This window comes from Desulfitobacterium hafniense DCB-2, from assembly GCF_000021925.1.
Lineage (GTDB): Bacteria > Bacillota > Desulfitobacteriia > Desulfitobacteriales > Desulfitobacteriaceae > Desulfitobacterium > Desulfitobacterium hafniense.
Genome location: NC_011830.1, coordinates 5,206,333 through 5,222,579, shown reverse-complemented (window position 1 = coordinate 5,222,579; position 16,247 = coordinate 5,206,333). Strand labels below are relative to the sequence as shown.

Below are 16,247 nucleotides of genomic sequence, written 5' to 3'. Positions count from 1 at the left end.
CAAGGGAAGCGACTTTAAGCGAGCGGAAACAAAACTTCGCGAAAAGCCTGCAGCGGAGAAAGGTTGGAAACAGGACGTTTCCAACCCGCCATTGAGCAGGAGCGATTTGGCGGGGGACCTTTCGGAGCGGAGGGCTTGAGCGGTAGTTTTGTCCGCGCAGCTTATGGAGCGACCGGTGTAAAGCAAAATCCTGGAGACCATTTCCGGGACCCACAGAGCCTGCCGGAACCTTAAGAAGCCCCGCTGAAATCTTACGAAGCCCCACCAAACCCGGCTGCAAAGCCATTATCCGAACGGAGGGATTGTATGAGCACTACCGACGACTTCGACAGAAAACGGATCATCCAGGAATACGTCCCCGGCAAGCAGGTCACCCTGGCTCATATCATCGCTTCACCGGTACAGGACCTATACGAACGCCTGGGCATTGAAGAACGGGGCGCGATTGGGATCCTAACTCTCACTCCCAGTGAGACGGCGATTATCGCCGCTGATATCGCCACCAAGGCCTCTGATGTGGAGATCGGATTCTTAGACCGCTTTACCGGTTCCTTGGTTATATCCGGGGATGTGGCAAGTGTGGGAGCCGCCATGGCAGCCATCAATGACACCCTGGAAAAACTGTTGAACTTTACTCCGGCCAGGATAACCAGCACATGAAAAAGCGCATCATGATCGTCGGACCCACCCAGGCCGGCAAATCCACCCTGGCGAATATCCTCAATGATACCTCCAGACCCTTGAAGAAAACCCAGGATGTCATTTATGGGAAGAATACCATTGACACTCCCGGCTCATATATTGAAAACCCTTCTATGTATAAATACCTGATTGCTACTGCTCAAACGGCATCCCATGTGCTCCTGCTCATCGACTCATCCAGGCCCGTCGAGGTCTATCCCCCCGGCTTTGCCAAAACCTTCACCTGTCCGGTGAGCGGTGTGATGACGAAGGTTGACCTGAAAACGGAGAACGTCCCCTTGTGTATCCATCAGCTGCAAAGCATCGGGGTTTCCGAACCCTATTTCCGGATCTCGTTAACAGACAACACAGGGGTGGAAGAGTTGAAGGAGTATCTCTTAGGTCTATCAAGTTTAGTAAGGCATTGGTTATAGGGTATTAATTAAGGAACATTCAGGAAGCGGAGGTGAAACCATGAGGTTTATTACCGAGACGGAATTGCGCGATTTATATAAAGCGGAGCCCTTTACAGCGTATACTTTAGAACCCCGGACAAAACTCACACCGGAAGCCCGCCAATTTCTTGTCGATAGGGGAATCAAGCTGGCGGAGGCCCAGGACTGCAAAAGCAAGAGCACCGGCAACGGCAAATCAGGAACGGAACAGGAAAGCTGGAATGTTCTGAGATTAAGACGCAGGATGGAAAGCCTGGAATCCCTGTTTTTGATGGTGGGAGCGAATCTTTTGAGCGGTGGCAGCACTGTTCTGGCCGAAGAAGTATTTGCCTTGGGAAGATGCTTCAGCGAGGTGAAAAAAACGGCATGGGAACAGACGTCGCCGGTTAATCTGCAATTTCAGGACTGGTCTGAGGCAGAGATGAAAAACTGTTCAACTTATCTGGGTAAACACTTTGATATTACCGAATTTCATGTGCGGACGGAAAATGGAGCAGCCATTGCCTCGTTAAATCATTTGCGGGCAACTCTTCGCGAGCTGGAATCCGCTGTTTTGGAAGCCTATTGGGATGAGGAGTTCAACGTTTGCTCACGGCAAGATCTCATTGAGAAAATCAATCTGATCATGAACATCCTCTGCGTCATGATCTGGAAGTGTCTGGGAGGTCAACAATGCAAAACGTAAATTCTGCTTTTGAATACTGTGATCAACTGGTTAAGGATTTCGAAAGAGTGATTGAGCATCCTATCGTGAGCAAATCCTCCGTTTATTATACGGGAATTGATCTGGGAACGGCCTATATCGTGCTGGCAGTTCTCGATGAGAATTATCAGCCGGTGGCCGGTGCCTATCGCTTTGCCAATGTAGTTAAAGATGGGATGGTAGTGGACTATATCGGCGCCATCCGTATCGTCAAGGAATTGAAGCAAGAGCTGGAAGAAAGGCTGGACACGGAACTCGTCTATGCCGCGGCCGCTCTGCCGCCGGGAACCATGGCTCTGGATTCAGGCGTGATCAAACATGTGGTCCAGGGAGCCGGATTTGAAATCACCAATCTTCTGGACGAACCCACGGCCGCTAATGCCGTACTCAAAATCAAAGACGGGGCCATCGTGGATATCGGCGGGGGAACCACAGGAATTACGATTCTCAAAGATGGAGAAGTGATTTATGTGGCTGATGAACCCACCGGAGGCACTCATTTTTCCCTGGTGATAGCGGGAGCTTATAAAATGAGCTTTGACGAGGCGGAAAACTATAAGCAGAACCCCAAAAACCATCGGGAATTGACCCCTGTGGTGGGGCCGGTAGTTGAAAAAGTGTCCTCCATCCTAAACCGCCACTTAAGGGACTATCAAGTCGAAACGATCTATCTGGTCGGCGGAACCTGCTGTCTGGAAGGAATCGAAACCATCATCGCCAGACAGACGGGTATTCCCACCTATAAACCGCAAAACCCCATGTTTGTGACACCCTTAGGTATCGCTCTGAACTGTACGCAGGAAATCCTTTAGAGAGGAGTCTTAGCCATGGAATACCGGATCATTAAATCTCCTTCCCAAGGGACGGTGGATCTCCTGTTTCGCCGTAAAGGTTCTGCGCCAAGTGTTCCCCTGGAGAACTACGACGCCGTCGGCTTAGTTCAGGGGCGGATGATCGATATGGTGGTGGCTGCCGATATCGCTGAAAAGGCAGCGGGAGTTTTTGTGGAAGATATTAAAGGTCATTGCCCGCAAAATCTGATTATGATCGCCATTTTTGGCGATACAGCCTCAGTGGAAGCTGCTATTAAAGATATCCAATGTAAAATGCGAGAAATCAAAGTAGGTGAGAACCCATGATAGCAGCAAAAGTAATTGATAATATCTGGGCAACACGGAAGGCCGATTCACTGAGAGGACTGAAATTCATGCTGGTGGAGGTCCTGGGTGGGATCGATAAAGGCCGTCTCATCATTGCCGCCGACACCATCAGCGCCGGGATCGGTGAACGGGTGTTGGTATGCACAGGCAGCTCCGCCCGCAAAATGCTGGGTCAGGACGATATACCCATTGATGCTGTCATTGTAGGAATCATCGATGAAGACTGTACGTTTTGAGAATCTGGAGGTGGGGAAAGTTGGATCTGCTGAATAGGGTTAAGGATGCCGGAGTCATCGGGGCAGGGGGAGCTGGGTTTCCAACCCATGCCAAACTGGCCGCGAAGGCAGAATATATATTGTTGAACGGGGCTGAATGTGAACCGCTGCTGCGGGTGGATCAGCAATTGATGGCGGAGTTCAGCGAAGAAATCATCAAAGGGCTGGAAGCGGCAGGGCAGTATATAGAAGCCCGTAAAGCGGTCATCGGCATCAAAGGAAAACACAAAGCCATCGTCAAACTTCTGCGCGAAAAAATCACAGCTTTAGGGCTGGAAGATTATATGGAAGTCATGGAATTACGGGATATCTACCCGGCCGGCGATGAGCAGGTTCTGGTCTATGAGCTGACCAAAAGGGTTGTTCCGGAAGCCTCCATCCCCCTCAAAGTAGGGTGCGTGGTGATCAACTCGGAAACGGCTTTAAATATTTTTAATGCCCTGTCAGGCAAGCCGGTCACCGAAACCTATCTCACCCTTGCCGGTGATATTCCCAACCGTTTAACGGTCAAGGTACCGGTGGGTATGCCCATCCGGGAGCTGCTCAGGCAATGCGGCCTGGAAAATGGGGATGACTATGCTGTGATCGACGGCGGCCCGATGATGGGTTCCCTCCTGGACGGGATCGATGGCTATGTCACCAAGAAAAGCAAAGGCTTTATTCTGCTTAAAAAGGATCATTTCCTCATCCGCAAAAAATCCGTTAACATCAACCAGGGACGGGTCATCAGCAAAACAGCCTGTGAACAATGCCGGATGTGTACGGATCTGTGTCCCCGCTATCTTTTGGGACACGATATGCAGCCCCATAAAGTCATGCGCGCTTTAAGCTATGACCTCCAGGATGTGAAGGAATTGCAGATCGCTCAGTTATGCTGTGAATGCAATGCCTGCGAACTCTTCTCCTGTCCGGCCAATCTCCATCCGAAAACGGTGAATATTTTTTACAAACAAAAACTGGCGGAACAAGGGATTCGTTACCAGCCCACCCAAGTGGAGTTCCAGCCCCGCTCGGCAAGGGACTATCGGCTGATACCAAGCAAACGCCTGGTGGCCAAAATCGGGTTAACCCTTTTTGATCAACCGGCACCCCTGACCACCATTCAGTTTAAGCCCGAGTATCTGGAAATCGGCTTGCGTCAGCATATCGGGGCACCGTCCCAGCCCATCGTTAACCTAGGCCAGCATGTAGAAGCAGGGCAGATGATCGGCAAAATACCGGAAAACAGTCTCGGGGCCCCGGTCCATGCCAGCATGGCCGGCACCGTTGTCGAGATTAAAGACAATTCTATTGTGGTAAAGGTGGGGTAGTATGTATAGAGCAATAGGTATGATTGAGCTTACCAGTGTGGCCAGAGGAATCTATGCCACCGATCAGATGCTTAAAATAGCTTACGTTGATGTGGTCAGTGCAACCCCCGTCTGTCCGGGCAAATATATTGCTATCGTGCAAGGGGATGTGGCGGCCGTCGAAAGTTCGATCAGCACAGGGATAGCCATTTCCGGGGAATATTTAGTGGACAGCTTCGTGCTGCCCAATGTTCATGAAGGAATTTTCCCGGCGATCACGGCCACGACCATGCCGGACGGAACCGGGGCCCTGGGAATTATGGAATCTTTCTCCATGGCCTCCATGATCACGGCTGCTGATGCGGCACTGAAAGCCGCCGATGTTCAGGCTCTGGAACTGCGCCTGGGCAGCGGACTGGGCGGCAAAGCGTACTTTACTTTTACCGGGGATGTGGCCGCTGTGGAAGCAGGTATTGAGGCAGGGAAGGCCATTGCTATGGAAAAAGGCCTCCTTGTGGATATTGAGGTCATTCCTTCCCCGTCCGATAGATTGTGGACATCCCTATATTAGCACTCAGTGAGTGTTACAGAGTACCAGGTCCCCAGGATTCACTTTGATCACCGTAAGGATTGAAAGGAGGTGGGATTTTGAAGAAACTCATTTGTGCTGACGATGTCAAATCAGCAGCAGAAAAAGGGCAAAAAGAATTCTGCGTGGCAGGGGGAACGATTGTTACTCCTTCAGCCAGAGACCTGGCTAAAGAATTGGGTGTGGAATTCGTTTTCGCCGCAGCTGCCGCCCAAAATCAAGAGTGCAAATTCAGTGATCTGCAGCAAACAGGGAAGCGGGAAGCAGAGTTTGACAGGGATATGATCTATCAAACCATCAAAATGGTCTTAACCAATCACCTTTTGACAGGTGTCGCGGCCCCCGCAGCTAAACTGCCCTTCATTACCGAGGGTGAGCCTCAAAGCGGGCTGAAAATTGTCCATGGCAGGACGGTAAATTATGAGGACTTGGACACCGGAAAACCGGGCACCAGGGCAGCCTATCGGGAGGTCATCGGCAAAGACGAGTCTCAAATGAGTGCAGGTTTTTTGACCATCGAAAAATCCAGCTTTGACCGCACATTGAGCTGTGAAGAAATTGGTATTGTTTTGGAAGGATGCTTAGGGCTCACCATCAATGGTGAAACCTTTGAAGCCTGCCAGGGAGACGTACTGCATGTGCCGAAAGGCGCACAGGTGACCTGGAGGGCCTCAGGATATGCCAAAATCTTCTCTATTACCTGCCCAGCAAACCGGGCCTGAATTCAGGTTCAACAATAGGAGGATAGGCTATGCAGGCTCTTGGCCTTATTGAGACACGAGGACTCCTTCCTGCTATCGAATGTGCAGATGTCATGCTTAAAACAGCGCAAGTTGAACTTGTGGGAAGGGATTTTGTCGGCGGCGGTCTGGTGACCATATCGGTAACCGGTGATGTGGGAGCTGTGAAAGCAGCCGTGGAAGCAGGCGCTGCTGCGGTGGAGAAGATTAGCCCTTTGCTGCTGGTTTCACAGCATGTCATTCCCAGACCCCATCAGGAAATCGAAGGAATGATCGGCCCCAGCCCCGCTGCAAAGCAGGCACCCCCTGTGCCGCAACCGGAAAAAGTCAAGGCCCTTCCGGGTTTTGATCAAACAACCAATAAACAGACAATAGATGATTTTGTGCAAGAATTTGGCCTTGAACCATGCGTGGATGCCCTGAAAACTCTCCCCGTCTTAAAACTCCGCAATCTGGCCAGAGAATACAAAGGACTTGCCATAGCAGGAAGAGCCATATCCAAAGCAAATAAAGAAGATCTTATCCAGCAACTCAAGGAGTATTACAACCAAAAACATGAATGACGGTGAAGGGAGGAACGTAAGTGCTAAACTTTGATTATGATTTACAATCTGTGCAGGAGACCAGAAATCTTGCCCGTCAGGCCAAACAAGCCCAGACTGAACTGGCACAATTCAATAGCGAGCAGATTGACAAAATCATTCGCAATATGGTAAAGGTAGCGGAGGAAAATGCTGTTGCTCTGGCAAAGTTAGCGGTGGAAGAAACAGGGTTTGGCAAAGTGGAGGATAAGGTTTTTAAGAATCGTTTTGCCTCTACAGAGCTCTATCAATTTATCAAGCCCATGCAGACCATCGGGGTTATTAAGGAAGACAAGATCAATAAGGTCATGGAGATTGCGGAACCGGTGGGATTGCTGATGGGGATTGTCCCCTCCACCAACCCTACCTCCACGACTATCTACAAATCGCTCATTGCCATTAAAGCACGTAACGGAATTGTGTTCTCACCCCATCCTTCGGCTTTGAAGTGCACTTTGGAAGCAGCTAAGTTGATGAACGATGCGGCAGTGGCGGCCGGTGCTCCGGCCAATATCATCGGCTGCATCTCCAAGCCATCCATGAATGCAACCAATGAACTCATGAAATGCGACGAAGTAGCCATGATCATTGCCACAGGCGGTTCGGCCATGGTCAAGGCGGCCTATAGCGCCGGAAAACCGGCTCTGGGGGTAGGCCCGGGCAATGTTCCCGCTTATATTGAAAGAACTGCCGATATTCCCAAAGCAGTCAGAAATATTATTGCCAGCAAAACCTTCGACAATGGCACTATCTGTGCTTCTGAGCAATCGGTGGTGGTAGAAGAGTGCATTCGCAACCAGGTTATGGAAGAGTTCAAACGTCAGGGCGGCTACTTCATGACCCCGGAGGAAACTGAGCAAGTGGGGCGGAAACTGTTTAACAGGGGCCATGCCATGAATGCTAAAATGGTGGGGAGATCCGCTGCAGATATCGCAGCCGGTGCCGGAATTTCCATTCCCCCGGGAACCAAAGTTCTGCTGGGAGAACAACAGGGAGTCGGCGAGCAATATCCCCTCTCCTATGAAAAGCTGACCACGGTGCTGGCCTTTTATACCGTCAAAGACTGGCATGAAGCCTGCGATCTATGCATGAAATTACTCAATAACGGCGGGGTAGGCCATAGCCTTTCCATTCATACGGAAAACCCGGAAATGGCTATCAAATTTGCAGAGAAACCCGTTTTCAGGATTTTGGTCAATACAGCATCCACCCATGGTGGTGTAGGAGTAAGTACAGGACTGGCGCCCGCCTTTACCTTAGGCTGCGGTACTTGGGGAGGAAGCGCAACCTCAGACAATGTAACCCCTATGCACTTGATCAATATTAAACGTGTAGCCTATGGAATCAAAGATGTCACAGAGAATGGGAATTCCTCCTATGCAACCGGGGATGCACAGCAGGGCGGCTCCGGCGGCACTGTCAGTGAAGACCGGATTCAGGCTCTGGTCAATGAAGTCATGTCCCTGTTGAAACAAAGGGGTGACTGCTAAAGTGGGAAAGTATGACGCTTTAGTGGAACTTCTGCTGGAAGCAGTCAAAGAGGGGGCGAATATCCACCAGGAGGATTGCTCCATACCTGTAGGGATATCCAACCGGCATATTCATCTCTCCCAAGCAGATGTGAACACCTTGTTTGGTGAGGGATACTCATTGACCAGGATCAAGGATTTGTCCCAGCCGGGGCAATATGCCTGCAAGGAAACCCTGACGATCTGCGGGCCTAAAGGGGCGATTGAAAATGTCCGCATCCTTGGACCGGAGCGCAGAGAATCCCAGGTGGAGATACTCAGAACAGACTGTTTCAAGCTTGGTCTCAAAGCCCCTGTAAAACTGTCCGGAGAGCTGCAGGGAACTCCGGGAATGACCCTTGTAGGCCCCAAAGGAAGTGTTCTTCTTTCCCAAGGTGTTATCGTTGCCCAGCGCCACATTCATATGTCCTTAGAGGATGCCCAACGCTTTGGGGTAAGGGATGGAGAGCTGGTAACGATTCAAATAAACGGGCTGCGTGGAGGAACTTACGCCAATGTAGCCATCAGAGCCAATAACACCTCCCAGCTTGAGTGTCATATCGACACAGATGAAGCCAATGGGATGGATCTCACACCCACTTCGAGAATAACCATCATAAAATGAAATTTTAGGAGGAAACAATCATGAGTAAAACAGAAGCTTTAGGATTAATCGAAACCAAAGGTTTGGTAGGTGCTATTGAAGCCGCAGATGCTATGGTTAAAGCCGCCAATGTATATCTGATCGGCCGCGAATTTGTCGGCGGCGGTTTGGTAACCGTAATGGTAAGAGGAGATGTAGGCGCTGTCAAGGCGGCTACCGATGCCGGTGCTGCTGCCGCTCAGCGGGTTGGCGAGCTCATTTCCGTCCATGTCATTCCCCGTCCCCACAGTGACGTGGAAATGATCCTCCCTGTTAAAAAAGAAGGTTAAGACAAGCAAGAAACCCGGCAGGACGAAGGTCTGCGCTCTCTTTTGGAGACCTTGACCTTCGTCTGTTTTGAATCAAGGTGACAGAAGAATTAAAAAATGAGGAGTGTAAAAAATGTCCCTGGAAAAGCTGGATACCAATACGTTTGAGCAACTTATTTACGATGAGGGAAAAGCTTGCTTAGTGATGTTTTCAAGGAAAAACTGTCATGTCTGTCAAAAGGTTACTCCGGTATTGGAAGAGTTGCGCCTAAATTATGAGGAAAGTTTTGGCTTTTATTATGTTGATGTGGAAGAGGAGAAAACACTGTTCCAAAGATTCTCATTAAAAGGCGTTCCCCAGATTCTTTACTTCAAAGATGGGGAATACAAGGGAAAAATGGCCGGCGATGTGGAAGATGATGAGGTTGAACAGATGATTGCCGATGTGCTTGAAGACTAAGCATAAGCTATAAGTGGAAGAAAAAAGCCTTTCCTGCAGTATTCATTAAAAATTCTTTAGGATCAGCCGAACTTAGGCACCTAGCCGCGCGAATAGACTCCAGTATAAACAGGCCCTGACCAATCAGTAGCGTGCCTCCCTCCTTTGAAGGATGTTGAGGCACATTTTTCCATGTCTTCGTTTATCCAGTGCAATCATTGTATAGATAGAAAAATCCGTACCATAATTTTTGAAAGTGTTCACATGGACTTGCAACCGGCATAAGTGTTGGCTGCTGCAATCCCAAGGGCCTGTGTGACGGTAACGGCTGTCAGAATAGTTCGCGCGTCGCCTTAACTTAGGCCAGCAACCGCTGGAATTTTTAATATGGAGGATTAAGTGATGCAATTCAAGAGTATTCGAACCCAATTTTTAACCATTTCGATCATAATTGTTTTACTCGCCTTAGCTATAGTTGGTGGGATTACTTGTTATGGGGTAACTCAGCAATCGAAAGAAGATTACATCAATTACTCAAATGAACAGATGAAAATAGCGGAGCAAGCCATTAAAGTGTTTTATGATCAGATTGATAGAGACATCAATATGATGGCCACTCATCCCCTGGTTATGGCAGCGGCGGAGAGCAATATTACGTCATACGTCAACAGTCTGGAAAAGGTGCAAATGACTCCTTCGCAAAATGGCGGCGTGGAGCAGGAAATTTACGAAATTTTTGAGCATTATGCCGCCACCCATCCGGGGACAATGTATGTTTATTTCGGAACGGAAGAGGGCTCTTACCTGCAGTGGCCGGAAGTCCCCATACCTGTGGAGAAGTTCTATCCTCCTGAGAAAGGCTGGTATAAAACCGGCTTAAACGGCAATGGAGCCATTGTCAGAACAGATCCCTATCTTGATCCCATGTCCAATACCATGATTACGAGCAATGTTCGCTCCTTTACAGATGCCGATGGTAAGTTGGTCGGAACCCTGGGAATTGATGTGCAGCAGTCTGTCATAAGCGATATGTTAAGCTCAATGAAGACTGGGGAAACCGGCTATTCTATGATTGTTCACACTTCAGGAATCATTTTGGCCGATGGAAATAACCCCGAAAATAATTTTAAACAATTAGAGGAAATTAATATTGCCGGACTGGACAAGCTGGGGTCTGATGATTTAACCCCCTTTGATGTCATGGTTGACGGAGCAAAATACATAGTTAATCCCCATAAAGTTGATGGAACAGATTGGATTTTAGCCTCCCTAATGTCCGAAAGTGAGTTAACCCAGGGGGCAAACAGCGTAGCCTTAATGATGCTCATAGTCTCAGTTGTCATGTTGTTGCTCACCACGGTTTTGATTACCATAACCGCCAATAAAATCACCACACCCATCAAAAAGTCGGCTCAGTATTTGGAGCTTGTGGCAAACGGGGACTTTTCCCAGGAAATCGACTCAAGGTTTCTGGCCAGAAAAGATGAGGTGGGGGCTATCACCAACGCCATTAATCATATGAAGAATTCGATTAAGCAGTTGGTCAACAGTATTAAGAGCGAATCGGTGGCTATCGAAGAAAAAGTGCATGCTGTCATGGATAATGTAGTGGATCTCAGCAAAAGCCTGGAAGAGATCTCTGTTACTACCGGAGATGTGGCGGCCAGTACGGAAGAAACATCGGCAGCATCGGAAGAAATGTCGGCAACGACCCAGGAAATTGAAAAAGCAGTGCAATTGATCGCCGGCAAATCCCAACAGGGGGCAGTCTCATCCCAGGAAATCACCCGGAGAGCGGAAGATACCAAGAAAAATGTCCATACAGCCCAGAAGAAAGCCGCCGATATCTTTGTCGAGACCCAGGCCAAGCTGGAAAAGGCGATTGTTGAGTCCAAGGTTGTCAGTCAAATCGATTTATTGACAGATGCCATCATGCAGATCACCGAGCAAACCAACCTGCTGGCCCTGAATGCCGCCATTGAAGCGGCCAGGGCGGGTGAAGCCGGCAGAGGATTCTCGGTGGTCTCAGAGGAAATCAGAAAACTTGCCGAACAATCCAAAGGAGCGGTTATGCAAATACAGGAGGTTACCACCAAGGTAACCAGTGCTGTCGATAACCTCTCCCAAAGCTCCAATGGGCTGCTGTCTTTCATGTCTGTGGATGTCAATAATGACTATCAAGTCATGCTGGATGTAGCAGAGCGATACAGCGAAGATGCCAATTTCGTCGATGAGCTGGTGGCCGATTTCAGTGCTACCACGGAGCAGCTTCTGGTGTCTATCCAAAATATTTCCGATGCCATCGGCGGGGTAGCCCAAGCTGCCAACAGTGGTGCCGTCGGCACGGCGGAAATTGCCAATCAGTCGGCAGAAGTAAGCATCAAATCCACTGAAGTTAAAGAGCAGATTCTCAGAGCTAAGGAAAGCGTCAGCAGATTACAAGAAGAAATCAAACGGTTCAAAGTGTAATTCAGAAGTCAGAACTAAAGAAGTTAAGCCAGATATTCCCGCGGGTGCGGAATATCTGGCTTTTTGTCCAGGGCTTGCAATTATCCTGCGGGGGTTTTAAAGTAGAAGGAAGCAATAATCTATGGGGAGGTATGGAATGAGCTATGCAATTAATCTCTACTTCAATGAAGAAGCGGAACAATCGATAATGAGGCTATGGGAGTCATTAGCTCTCCTGAATCTGGGCAAATGCATGTCCTGCACCAATGGCCGGCCCCATATCACTTTAGCTATCTATAATGATCTGGATTTGACCAAGGCTCAGGAAATATTGGGGACTCTGGCTCAAGCCGTTCCTTCCTTTGAGTTGGTATTTCTTCAAGTAGGGATTTTCCCTCTTCATAAAGGAACCATCTTTTTGACCCCTAACTTGACTCATGATCTGTTTCAAGTTCATGGAATGCTCCATGCCGCTTTGGCGGCTTGGCAGGAGCAGGGGTGGGACTATTACAAACCCCAGATCTGGCATCCCCATTGCACCCTTTCCATGGAAACGGCTGTGGAGGATATTCCTAAGGTGCTGGGAGAGATCTTAAAAGATTTTCGCTCTATTGAGGTGATGATTGAATCCATAGGGATAGTATCCTTGGATCCCATTGAGTATCTGGGTGAATTCCCTCTGAGCGGATCGCCATCCCCTGCTTAGAGGGCAAAGCACTGATTGGTTTGCTTGATGTCTAAGATTGCTGTAGGGGAAGCGGTCATTTTTTCGACAAAGGAGCCAATGGAGGGGTAATCATCCCAAAAATGCATGGGGACAAGGATTTGGGGATGGATCTCCTGAATAAAATACTCCGCTCCCAGGCAAGAAGACTGTTCAAGCCGGGGGTCCACAGGGAAGAAGGCAATATCGATCCGCTCTTCTTTGAGTTTGGCGATTTCTTCCTTGAACATTTTCTCTGCCCACAGAATATCTGCTTCGGGTTCTCCACGCCAGTGCCACCAGTTAAGGTCTCCGGCATGGAAGAGATGGAGCCTTTCCTTTGCGCCCAGTTCCACAAGGAAGGAAACACCCGCATCGGTAGACCCATAGGTTCTAATGGTCAGGTCATGCTGATGAACTTCTTCATAAGGGGATAAGAAAGTAAGGTTCTCCTGGCCTGGAGGCAGTTGAGGATGGCCCTGGATATCCGAGCTGAGGATATAGTGAGTATTAGGATAGTGGGTTTGCCACTGGAAGATTTCAGGATTGTAATGATCCGGATGGACATGGGAGGAAAAAACAGTGATCTGCTTATGGCTGGGCAACTGGACTTGACCTTGATAATAGTCAAAGACAAGGAACTCCCTATCGGTTTCCACGATGAAACCACTGTGCTGAATATACTCAATACGAAGTCCTAGCTTTTCGAGGGGAGCTTTCATAAAAATCACCTCATCTAAAATGATCGGAAGATTGTGTTCTCTATAAAAAATTACTATAATATGGATGAATATGCAAGACAATAGAGAGTTTCGTCGATAATTAATTCTCGGAAAAGAAAGCGTGTCTAAAATAAACGAAGGGGATGATGGCCATGAAATTTAAATTTACACACAATAATATCAATGTGCTGAACCTGGAGAAAAGTCTTAAATTTTACGAAGAGGCATTAGGGTTAAAGGAAGTCAGGCGTATAGCTCCGGAGAGCGGGGAATTCATTATTATTTATCTGGGGGATGGGGTAACCGCTCATGCCTTGGAACTTACCTGGTTAAGGGATAGAACAGAACCGTATAATCTGGGCGATAATGAGTTTCATCTGGCCTTAACGGTGGATGATTTCCAGGGAGCTCATGAACACCATCAAAAAATGGGCTGCATCTGTTATGAAAATGAAGCCATGGGGATCTATTTTATCAATGATCCGGATAACTACTGGCTAGAAATTCTCCCCAGTTCTATGGGATAGGATAAGGCACAGAGAGACACCTCTCCGCAAGGGAGAGGTGTCTCGTAGTTTGTCATCTATGCGAAAACTATCATTGAGCAGACTGAGCTCCACCGAGAGCTTATTTATTCTGAATGACGGGGATGGGCTCATCAGAGGCTTCATCCAGACGATCTTCCCATAGATACTTCCTGGTTTCCGAGACAATAACTCCGCTTAAAAGAAGGAGTGCCACAAGGTTGGGAATAGCCATCATAGCGTTCATTGCATCCGCCAAATCCCAGACGAATTGCAGAGTGACCAAAGAACCGGCTAAAACAGCGAGAACCCAGAGGAGGCGGTAAGGGAGGATGCCTTTTTTGCCAAAGAGGTATTCCACAGCTCTTTCACCATAGTAAGACCAGCCCAGGATGGTAGAGAAAACAAAGGTCAAAAGCCCGAAGGTTAAAACGATAGGGCCAATTACTGGAATCTGGCTAAAAGCCATAGAAGTTAAATCACCGCCTTTTAACCCTTCGGCGGCGGTCGGGTTGCTAAGGACACTGCTGACCACGACCAGACCGGTCATTAAGCAGACGACAACGGTATCCCAGAAGGTACCGGTGGCCGAGACGAGAGCCTGACGGACAGGATTCCTGGTCTGAGCGGCGGCAGCGACGATGGGGGCGGAACCCAAACCGGATTCATTGGAGAAAAGACCCCTGGCAATCCCGTAACGGGCGGCCATGATGATACTGGCACCGACGAATCCGCCGCCGGCTGCAGTGGGGGTGAAAGCCGATTCACAGATCAAGACAATGGCGGGCCAGACATAGGAGGCGTTTATAATCAGGATAATGATACAACCAAGGACATAGGCAATCGCCATAAAGGGGACAAATTTTTCACAGACCCGGGCGATCCACTTCACTCCGCCGATGATTACAATTCCAGTGAGGGAAGCTAAGAGAAGACCGGTAATGATAGGGTTGACGTTAAATTGAGAATTCAGCATGCCGGAAATAGAATTAGCCTGAGTCATATTGCCAATACCAAAGGCGGCAATAGAAGTAAAGATGCAGAAGAGTACAGCCAGCCACTTCTGGCCCAGGCCTCTTTCCAAAGCATACATAGGGCCGCCCAGCATGGTGCCGTCAGCGGTTTTAACCCGGTATTTCACCGCCAATAAGGCCTCCCCATATTTGGTGGCAATTCCGAATACCCCGGTGAGCCAGCACCAAAGTACGGCACCGGGGCCGCCTAAAGCCACGGCCGTAGCTACCCCGACGATATTACCGGTTCCGATGGTAGCGGCGAGAGCGGTGGTCAGAGCTCCGAATTGGCTCACATCGCCGCTGGCATCAGGATCCTTCGTAAGAGATAATTTGATCCCCTTAAAAATATGCCTTTGAATACCACGAGTACGAAACGTAAGGAATAAGTGCGTGCCAAAAAGCAAAGCAAGCATCGGTGGGCCCCAGAGATAGTCGTTCAGCCAGACGATAAAATTATGCAAGGCATCCATTGAGTGTTCCTCCTTTAATCTCTCTTTTCGCATCTCTCTGCACATCTCCGTTGCGGCAGCCTCCCGCAAAAAGGATGGCAATTTATATATAAAAAGAGTCAATCCTTAGCGATTGACTCTGAATATTCGGACGATAGGTACAAAAGTAAGAGATTGCTCTGTAGCAGTCCCTGTTCCTTCTCTGTCCTTTTGCCTGAGAGATTTAACAACACGTCATTGTATTGCCCCTTCGGCGCTCTAATCGAGTCTCTCCAGAGTGCTGTCAATTTACGGTCCCTGACTTATTCCAGTCACCTGAAAGTTTCAACTTCTTCGGCGGGCCGTGCCCTTCTCCCGTAAATCTCATCCAGCATTCCTATGCAGTTTTTCGTAAATTCCAGATTGCCACCGCATTTTCTGGAATTGTATCTATAATTATAATTACCGCTCCCATTTTATTCAAGAATTATTTTTGGGAATATGCCTAACATTTACTTATTATAGAAAATAGTATATAATTAAAATGGTTTAGTGATTTTCCCTTTTTTGAAGTACATAAACTTTTGACAGCGGCTATCTGGCGATAGTCGCTCTATATTTAGCTATTCATCATTAGAAAAGGAAGGTTCAGGAGAAATGAGTAGAAAGATCAGTATTACAGCTGTGGACCGTGAGCGTCTGCTCAAACTTATCAATAAGGAAAGAGAGTTTGGCAGCGCTAAAAACAAGGATTACTTAAAAGATCTTGAGCATGAGTTAAATGGGGCGGATGTGGTGCCTTCTGAAAAGATCCCAGGGAATGCCATCACCATGAATTCCAGAATCTTGCTGAAGGATCTGGAGACAGGCGAAGAAACCGTCTATACTTTAGTGTATCCTGAGGATGCCGATCTTCTGGAGGATAAGATTTCAATTCTTGCTCCCGTAGGGACGGCTATTCTGGGCTATCTGGAAGGAGATATCATCGACTGGAAGGTTCCCGGTGGTGTCGTCCGCTTTAAGGTGGAAAAAATTCTTTATCAGCCGGAGGCTGCGGGAGACTATCATTTATAA

The 16,247-nt window shown here is 48.5% G+C and carries 21 protein-coding genes and 1 riboswitch; of the genes, 19 read left to right on the top strand and 2 right to left on the bottom strand.

The features are described from left to right. The first annotated feature begins 63 nt into the window (after positions 1 to 63). From DHAF_RS26245 to DHAF_RS24345, 17 genes are all read left to right on the top strand, one after another. Positions 64 to 234, top strand: a complete 171-nt coding sequence (locus tag DHAF_RS26245; protein WP_015945526.1) for a hypothetical protein — start codon at positions 64 to 66, stop codon at positions 232 to 234. A gap of 72 nt (positions 235 to 306) precedes the next feature. After that, positions 307 to 660, top strand: coding sequence for an ethanolamine utilization microcompartment protein EutS (gene eutS / locus DHAF_RS24420; protein WP_005815259.1), 354 nt, complete (start codon positions 307 to 309; stop codon positions 658 to 660). Continuing rightward, positions 657 to 1,115: a EutP/PduV family microcompartment system protein gene (locus tag DHAF_RS24415; protein WP_005815261.1), complete on the top strand. Its 459-nt coding sequence runs from the start codon at positions 657 to 659 to the stop codon at positions 1,113 to 1,115. Before eutS ends, DHAF_RS24415 begins: the two co-directional genes overlap by 4 nt. 40 nt (positions 1,116 to 1,155) lie before the next feature. Next, positions 1,156 to 1,821 carry a hypothetical protein gene (locus DHAF_RS24410; RefSeq protein WP_005815262.1) on the top strand — a complete coding sequence of 222 codons (666 nt, stop codon included), beginning with the start codon at positions 1,156 to 1,158 and terminating at the stop codon, positions 1,819 to 1,821. Then, entirely contained in the window at positions 1,809 to 2,651 is an 843-nt protein-coding gene (gene eutJ / locus DHAF_RS24405) for an ethanolamine utilization protein EutJ (RefSeq protein WP_005815263.1), read from the top strand. The genes DHAF_RS24410 and eutJ overlap by 13 nt, the downstream gene beginning before the upstream one ends. A gap of 15 nt (positions 2,652 to 2,666) precedes the next feature. Then, positions 2,667 to 2,978 (top strand): BMC domain-containing protein, encoded by a 312-nt coding sequence (locus tag DHAF_RS24400; RefSeq protein WP_005815265.1) that lies wholly within the window; start codon positions 2,667 to 2,669, stop codon positions 2,976 to 2,978. Continuing rightward, on the top strand, positions 2,975 to 3,235 hold the full coding sequence (locus tag DHAF_RS24395; protein ID WP_005815267.1) for a EutN/CcmL family microcompartment protein: 261 nt from the start codon (positions 2,975 to 2,977) through the stop codon (positions 3,233 to 3,235). Before DHAF_RS24400 ends, DHAF_RS24395 begins: the two co-directional genes overlap by 4 nt. Before the next feature lie 20 nt (positions 3,236 to 3,255). Then, a complete protein-coding gene (locus DHAF_RS24390; RefSeq protein WP_015945525.1) occupies positions 3,256 to 4,584 on the top strand; it encodes a 4Fe-4S dicluster domain-containing protein in 1,329 nt (442 codons plus the stop codon). Between the two features lies 1 nt (position 4,585). Next, positions 4,586 to 5,134, top strand: a complete 549-nt coding sequence (locus DHAF_RS24385; protein WP_015945524.1) for a BMC domain-containing protein — start codon at positions 4,586 to 4,588, stop codon at positions 5,132 to 5,134. A 77-nt stretch (positions 5,135 to 5,211) separates the two neighbouring features. Next, on the top strand, positions 5,212 to 5,874 hold the full coding sequence (locus DHAF_RS24380; protein WP_015945523.1) for a cupin domain-containing protein: 663 nt from the start codon (positions 5,212 to 5,214) through the stop codon (positions 5,872 to 5,874). 29 nt (positions 5,875 to 5,903) lie between these two features. Next, positions 5,904 to 6,455 (top strand): BMC domain-containing protein, encoded by a 552-nt coding sequence (locus tag DHAF_RS24375; protein WP_015945522.1) that lies wholly within the window; start codon positions 5,904 to 5,906, stop codon positions 6,453 to 6,455. A gap of 20 nt (positions 6,456 to 6,475) precedes the next feature. After that, on the top strand, positions 6,476 to 7,963 hold the full coding sequence (locus DHAF_RS24370) for an acetaldehyde dehydrogenase (acetylating) (protein WP_015945521.1): 1,488 nt from the start codon (positions 6,476 to 6,478) through the stop codon (positions 7,961 to 7,963). A gap of 1 nt (position 7,964) precedes the next feature. After that, entirely contained in the window at positions 7,965 to 8,606 is a 642-nt protein-coding gene (locus DHAF_RS24365) for a phosphate propanoyltransferase (RefSeq protein ID WP_015945520.1), read from the top strand. Positions 8,607 to 8,626: 20 nt separating this feature from the next. After that, complete coding sequence (eutM, locus tag DHAF_RS24360; RefSeq protein ID WP_005815281.1) at positions 8,627 to 8,914, top strand: ethanolamine utilization microcompartment protein EutM; 288 nt, start codon at positions 8,627 to 8,629, stop codon at positions 8,912 to 8,914. A gap of 112 nt (positions 8,915 to 9,026) precedes the next feature. Next, entirely contained in the window at positions 9,027 to 9,353 is a 327-nt protein-coding gene (locus DHAF_RS24355) for a thioredoxin family protein (protein WP_005815283.1), read from the top strand. A 381-nt stretch (positions 9,354 to 9,734) separates the two neighbouring features. Beyond that, positions 9,735 to 11,801, top strand: coding sequence for a methyl-accepting chemotaxis protein (locus tag DHAF_RS24350; protein WP_015945519.1), 2,067 nt, complete (start codon positions 9,735 to 9,737; stop codon positions 11,799 to 11,801). Between the two features lie 136 nt (positions 11,802 to 11,937). Further along, the gene (locus DHAF_RS24345; RefSeq protein WP_015945518.1) at positions 11,938 to 12,486 is read left to right on the top strand and encodes a 2'-5' RNA ligase family protein; all 549 of its coding nucleotides are present in this window, start codon (positions 11,938 to 11,940) and stop codon (positions 12,484 to 12,486) included. On the opposite strand, the gene DHAF_RS24340 is transcribed toward DHAF_RS24345, so the two are convergent. After that, a complete protein-coding gene (locus tag DHAF_RS24340) occupies positions 12,483 to 13,205 on the bottom strand; it encodes an MBL fold metallo-hydrolase (protein ID WP_005815292.1) in 723 nt (240 codons plus the stop codon). The genes DHAF_RS24345 and DHAF_RS24340 overlap by 4 nt on opposite strands. Positions 13,206 to 13,348: 143 nt before the next feature. Here DHAF_RS24340 and DHAF_RS24335 point away from each other — a divergent pair, with 143 nt between their 5' ends. Then, complete coding sequence (locus tag DHAF_RS24335; protein ID WP_011462292.1) at positions 13,349 to 13,732, top strand: VOC family protein; 384 nt, start codon at positions 13,349 to 13,351, stop codon at positions 13,730 to 13,732. 100 nt (positions 13,733 to 13,832) lie between these two features. Here DHAF_RS24335 and DHAF_RS24330 read toward each other — a convergent pair whose 3' ends face one another. Next, a complete protein-coding gene (locus tag DHAF_RS24330; RefSeq protein ID WP_015945516.1) occupies positions 13,833 to 15,215 on the bottom strand; it encodes an alanine/glycine:cation symporter family protein in 1,383 nt (460 codons plus the stop codon). A gap of 171 nt (positions 15,216 to 15,386) precedes the next feature. Then, positions 15,387 to 15,480, bottom strand: a riboswitch (glycine riboswitch). Between the two features lie 350 nt (positions 15,481 to 15,830). On the opposite strand from DHAF_RS24330, the gene rnk reads away from it, so the two are divergent. Next, the gene (rnk, locus tag DHAF_RS24325) at positions 15,831 to 16,247 is read left to right on the top strand and encodes a nucleoside diphosphate kinase regulator (protein WP_005815299.1); all 417 of its coding nucleotides are present in this window, start codon (positions 15,831 to 15,833) and stop codon (positions 16,245 to 16,247) included.